Below are 5,430 nucleotides of genomic sequence, written 5' to 3' on the forward strand. Positions count from 1 at the left end.
GGCCCTGACCCTACGATTGAGAAATCGCATCTGTATCCTCGCACAGTTGATGATTTGGCTAATGATGCTTTTCTGGAACACGATTTAATTCTCTACAACTTTGTCCTTGACTACAACGAAGCGCAACAACGAAATCCCCGATGGCTTGAAGAGGTGACGCAAAGAGGGCTGAATTATGAAAGTATTAAGTCGGTGGAGGTAGAGATCGATTTTGAACACCGCCGATGGATGAGAATTCTTGATTTGGAGTCGGCAATTGAACTGTTTAAGGTCTTTTACTCGCTCTGTCTGACTAGTGATGAATTTGCGCGAGCAGTGCTATCCCTCCAGTTTGATGAAAACTTTGGACTCTACGTTAGTGCCATTACTGGAGATTATAACTGGAACCATGTCATTACAAATCGCCATCCTTTGGCTCCAAATAGCCCGTTTCATGCGGCTCGCGACCTGATGTTGCATGGGATTATTACAGAGTATCTCCACCGCTATCTGGAACTCCGCAAAGAGCTGGCAGTATCGTTAGATTAGTAGTCGCGCTAAAGCGCAATTACGCAGTTGATATGATGAGTGATTTGCCGCACATCACCTCATATAAGAGGTAAGATTTAAATCCTTAATAAGTCTCTTCCATTGGAAAAATATCTCTCATCAAGTAAGATTCAAAGTGCTTCTTGAAATAAAGAATACTCGTCATGTTGGGTTCATCACTTTCAGAAGGTGCATATTCATATATAGGCACTCTTCTTCTTACTAACTTGACCAACTTAGGCTCGAGTTGCTCAAATGACTCAACTCTTTGTATGGTAGTCTCAAACCTCAATCTGGCTGGATGACCATAACCCAACTTCATCCAAGGCATCCAAGGACAATCTCTAGCCCACTTCGCTGGAGGCGCTTCCTGAACACCAGGTCGAGAAACATGGGATGTAAAGTACTCAACTCCTTTGAAAGTTTCGCCAGGACAATAGTCAAAGTATTTACTATCTGCTGCCAAGGGGTGGGGATATTCCAAGGGAATCTCCTTGACAGAGGTTACATATCCCTGCCCTTTGGGAATCACTACTTTCTTCTCTTGTAGTGAACCTTGTACTAGTCGGTTTGCTATATGTACTACTGGCACCTCTTGTCTCTCTTCACTTGGTTTCCAGTAGGACAAGATTTCCTGAGTCTCTGGATGGCAAAATAAACCCAACTCTCTGTTAATTCGATGTCCTACTTCGCCATACTCGGGATGAGGCTTGAGAAATACCTTAGTAGCATTCATGCCGATGATGGAGAACAGTTTCTCTGTAGGCTTTCCTGGTTCTTCTGTCCAGGAAATGTCTCCTGACCAACTGTAGTAAAGCTGTAATCCATGATTCTTCCTGTAGAAATCCAGGGTACTGTATTCGTAGTCTTCTGAATAATCTTTCATGTACTTCCCTTCGGTTGTGTTGCAAAAATATTTTCAGCGTCACCGTCTCAACGTTCAAAATTTTCTCTGACGCTAACCTTTTAAGGTCGCGGAAAGTGTGGTTGCCACCAGGAGTACCAAGAAAACCAGGCGTTTTCTAAGATAGAATAAGCCTCCTCAGGCTTAGTTTTCTCCAAAGGAACAGACAACATATTCCACATACAGCGGAAGTCTCGCAATTCTTGGAAACCGAGTAACCAAAGTATTAAACGACCTGGCTTCACATCATAAGTATTTCGGTTTTGCCTAAATTGATCAAACGTTACAGTACTCCCGCCACGGGGATTCATACAGGAGCTGAGGTAAGCTTTTCCTTGGTAACTGAACAGAGCATGAAAGCCTACCCCTACCTTTTGACGGATGGCAACTGATGAAGCCGCTTGTTGCGAAAAAATATGCTTTTGCAGAAAATCCTTGACATCCCCTGATGAGTTAACAATATAGTGAATATCGATTGTCAGCAAGATGGGACTTTGTTGATATCGGTAACGTCGGCTCGCTAAAAAGTTCGGATCGTTAGTGATTTTTAACGGCATACTATCCAACAACTGCCACTGAGGTAAAGGAACAGTAGTTGGGAAAACAAACGGAGTGACTGCCGTCTTATTGCTGGGAGGAAACAGAATCGACTTCAGCAGAACGCACAAAACCCCAATAAAAAGAACCGCAAGCAGCCAAATTCTAACCGTTTTCCAGGGAATCATCTAAATTAGCAGGGCTGATATAGGTTTCTAAAACGATAAAGTTTTTCATCCTTTACATGTCAGAATTGAGTTGATTTTTAGGTGGCTTTCTCAGGATGAAAAACCAGCAGTACAATCCAAAAATAACGATTCCAATCATAGGAAAGATTTGGGAACCTGTTCCCAGGTGCCAATAATCAAAGGTTTTTGAACTCGAGTAGGCCACGAGTAGAGTTAAGATGGCAACACGAATTCCATTAACAATAAAAGCGATAAATAGAGCGACAAACGGGATAACGATTTTCTGCTTCCGGTTAATTTCGGGAAACATAAATATAAAAAGCAGAGCAAGTCCTAGAAGCTGAAGCATTCCATTCACTCCACTACAACCCGAAGCGACTTCTATCTTGGCTGGAGGAAGGAGGATAAAAACGCCTTGGCGAACAACGGGAAATCCCAAGCACTGCAAGATAAAATTGGATAATTTTGCGGTTAATAGGGTGAAATCCGCAAATCTGTGTACCACGCCCTGTGGGATACTAACAAATCCAAGGAGCAACAGTTCCTGCCAATACTGCTTTAATCCTTTGGCACCTGATACCAATAAAGCCAAAGCGAAGGCAGAAATAAAAGGTGAGAAGCGCAGAAAAACGTCATTTCCCGATACTAAAGCACTCTTGAGGAGTACTGAACTCAGGAGTGATGCTCCTAAGAAGCTGGAGAAAATGCCACTTTCTGTACTGAGCTTATCTTTCTTGTCCCACACGAGAGAGGATACAGCCGCCCAAAAGACCATACTGGTGCTGAGTAAATCTAGGTTGTTTGCCTTTAGAGTTAGAGTCAGGTGAAGCGCAATTAACCCAACGGCTATTCCGACTATCCAAACGTTGAATCCTGGTGCAAGTTTAAGCTTGTTCAGCTGAGCCATATTAGATACCCATTAACTCGGTAAATTATCCCCGAAGGCTCCAGTCCTTACTCTCTCATTCAACTGTTTGGGACGTGGGTTTGAATGAGGGTTCCATCAGAATCATAAACTTCTAAGCGCATCTGGGCATTATCGCTAATTACTTCCAGGGCTTCCCCTAAGGTTAAGATGTGATTGACAATACCCGCTTGAGCCTTCGAGTCGCCTTTAGTTTTGGCTACATCCGCTGTTTGTTTTACCAGCTTGGTGTAGGTCGGTGTCAATCGGACTTTGATGATATTGTTGATTACCCCAAAGTTGCAGACCTGAACTTTGGCCATGCAAGTTTGTTTTAGGTCGCTACGAGTTTGTTGTACCTTGATAGCCAACTGCAACTTTCCTTTCGCTTGCTTGAGCGCGTTGGAGTAAGACTGAACCAGAGACTGAGCTTTGCCATAGTAAAAGGTGTTTTTGGGAATCTGATTCATGTTGGTTAGGGCATTGCGCCAGTGACCCAATGCCACTGACCACTGATTATCAAATTGAGCATTTTTGGCGAGTTGAGCGAATTGGATTCCTTGCTTATAAGCGTTAGCAGCAAATTGCTCTTGTGTTTTCTTGTCACGCGCACTAGCCATCTTGGGTAAATACATCGCTGGCAACTGCTGCGCTTCTTGGTAAGCCATTGTTCCTTGAGGAATCTGCTTGAGGCGCTTGATGGCAATCTGCCAGGTGGCATAGACGAGTTGCCAGTGTTCTAACGACTGAGCCACTCCTTGACGTGCTTCAGCAATCAACGCCGCATCTTTCGCCTCTTGAAGACGTTGCTGAGATTGTCGCTCTTTGACTAATCGCTGATTCGCTGCCGCTAAATTCTGCTTGTACTCCTTCAGTTTTTGTTGAGCTAAGGGAGTAAGAGGGCTATTGCTTGGCAACTCTTCCAGTCGTGCGATCGCCTCTCGCCACAATCCCTGAATTTCGCCCCACTCAGCCACTGAATGAGGTGGATTGTCACTCTTCTGGGCGGCTCTTGCTGCCGTTTGTAGCGCTTTTACCATCTCCTCAACCCGTTCCGCCTGAGCTTGATATACTTTAAGTTGCTCTTGGGCTTGGCCGTGATAACGCGACCAAAAAGGAATGGCTTGTAGCATCCCAATCGCTTCCCTCAATTGCTCTTGAGCTTCCAAAACCTCTTTCCCAGACAGAGGGGTTTGTAACCGCTTCAAGCTCGTCTGGCTCAACTCCTGTGCTTCTGAAAGCAATGGACACGACCCAACCACGCAGGGACGAGTCAGAAGAAAGACGCTTGCTAAGAAAACGAACAAACTCAAGCCTGTCCCTGCTACCACCAACGGTAGCAGAGCATTCTTGGACCGAGCTTTCACGGGTGGATCGATTTCCTCCGGCGGCTCCTCCAAAAGAGAATTTTCTTGTTGAATCGGCTGATCCCAGGGGTGAGGGGAAGCTGGCTCGGTGTTCCCAACCTCAGAATATTCACTTGTCGGTGTCTCTACCTCGTGGCGATCGCTTGCCTCTGCATCAGGAGAGTCGGCTTCATCAGAGTCATCTAATGTCTCTTCCCCAAGTGTCGCTGTTGCCGAGACGTGCTGCTCTATCTTAAATGAGTAGAAGGCATAAGGCTGCTTATGCGCTTCTACTCGCAAGTAAATTTTGACCGAACTGCTATCTGACCACTGCTGCTCTTGGATTGTTTGCTCTATGGAGCTAAATACTTGTTGTGAGTCTGGCAGCACATCCTCTCGGTGTTGAGCCAGAATCACCAGCATCTCATCCTTGAGCCGACATTGAACTTGAACAGGGACAATCGGTGACAGAGTAGACTGCAAGCCTTCCTGTAAAAGATGCTCTAACGTTTCTAAATTGTTGGGTCGCGTCGCTGCTTTCATTTGAACACACCATTCTTCAGGTAGTTGCTTTCTTAGGATGAGTTTCAAGCCCACAGCGACTCTTGACGACGGGGCGGCTGTGAATTAACCCACCCGTATTTTTATTAGTGGCTAGGACTTTGGAGAAACGATGATTCAGCCAGCCCATTCATTCACCGAAAACAACCCATGCTTGAACGTTTCATTTTGCCATGTTCTCCTGGCAGATAGAGGAAAAAGACTAGCTTCCGTTGGAATCATAGACAAAAAGGGGGCTGTTGTTTTGTGCGATCGCCATGCCTCCTGTCTTACATACACATATAGCAAGCCCAGCTTAATAGCAATCTTCTCAAAACTAAAAACTTATTATGACTCAATCTCTCCCTTTAGCTGAACAAGTTATCCTAATCACTGGCGCTTCCACAGGAATTGGCGCTGCCCTAGCCCGACGCTTAGCCAGTCAATTTTTGGGCATTCGCTTGGTACTTGCCGCTCGAAGTC

General features: G+C 45.2%; 5 protein-coding genes and 1 pseudogene. 2 read left to right on the top strand and 4 right to left on the bottom strand.

Annotated elements, in window-relative coordinates; all coding sequences use genetic code 11:
* Positions 1-528 (top strand): DUF6999 family protein (locus V6C93_RS35110; protein WP_333481331.1); only part of this gene is annotated, 528 nt, incomplete at its 5' end.
* 85 nt (positions 529-613) lie between these two features.
* Here V6C93_RS35110 and V6C93_RS35115 read toward each other — a convergent pair.
* The 4 genes from V6C93_RS35115 to V6C93_RS35130 all read right to left on the bottom strand — a co-directional run bounded on the left by V6C93_RS35115 (position 614) and on the right by V6C93_RS35130 (position 4,950).
* Positions 614-1,414, bottom strand: a complete 801-nt coding sequence (locus V6C93_RS35115; RefSeq protein ID WP_333481332.1) for a DUF1838 family protein — start codon at positions 1,412-1,414, stop codon at positions 614-616.
* Positions 1,415-1,494: 80 nt separating this feature from the next.
* A complete protein-coding gene (locus V6C93_RS35120; protein WP_333481333.1) occupies positions 1,495-2,157 on the bottom strand; it encodes a cyanoexosortase A system-associated protein in 663 nt (220 codons plus the stop codon).
* A 52-nt stretch (positions 2,158-2,209) separates the two neighbouring features.
* Positions 2,210-3,064 (bottom strand): cyanoexosortase A, encoded by an 855-nt coding sequence (crtA, locus tag V6C93_RS35125; protein ID WP_333481334.1) that lies wholly within the window; start codon positions 3,062-3,064, stop codon positions 2,210-2,212.
* A gap of 59 nt (positions 3,065-3,123) precedes the next feature.
* Entirely contained in the window at positions 3,124-4,950 is a 1,827-nt protein-coding gene (locus V6C93_RS35130; RefSeq protein WP_333481335.1) for a hypothetical protein, read from the bottom strand.
* Positions 4,951-5,297: 347 nt separating this feature from the next.
* On the opposite strand from V6C93_RS35130, the pseudogene V6C93_RS38645 reads away from it, so the two are divergent.
* Positions 5,298-5,430: pseudogene (locus V6C93_RS38645) on the top strand (SDR family NAD(P)-dependent oxidoreductase); the annotation flags it as partial.

This window comes from Allocoleopsis sp. (genome assembly GCF_036703385.1).
In the GTDB taxonomy this organism is placed as follows: Bacteria; Cyanobacteriota; Cyanobacteriia; order Cyanobacteriales; family Coleofasciculaceae; genus Allocoleopsis.

What these genes read in the sequence shown, in the direction of transcription:
- V6C93_RS35115 (WP_333481332.1), bottom strand. Translation starts at nt 1,414, where the DNA reads ATGAAAGATTATTCAGAAGACTACGAATACAGTACCCTGGATTTCTAC.
- V6C93_RS35120 (WP_333481333.1), bottom strand. Translation starts at nt 2,157, where the DNA reads ATGATTCCCTGGAAAACGGTTAGAATTTGGCTGCTTGCGGTTCTTTTT.
- crtA (WP_333481334.1), bottom strand. Translation starts at nt 3,064, where the DNA reads ATGGCTCAGCTGAACAAGCTTAAACTTGCACCAGGATTCAACGTTTGG.
- V6C93_RS35130 (WP_333481335.1), bottom strand. Translation starts at nt 4,950, where the DNA reads ATGAAAGCAGCGACGCGACCCAACAATTTAGAAACGTTAGAGCATCTT.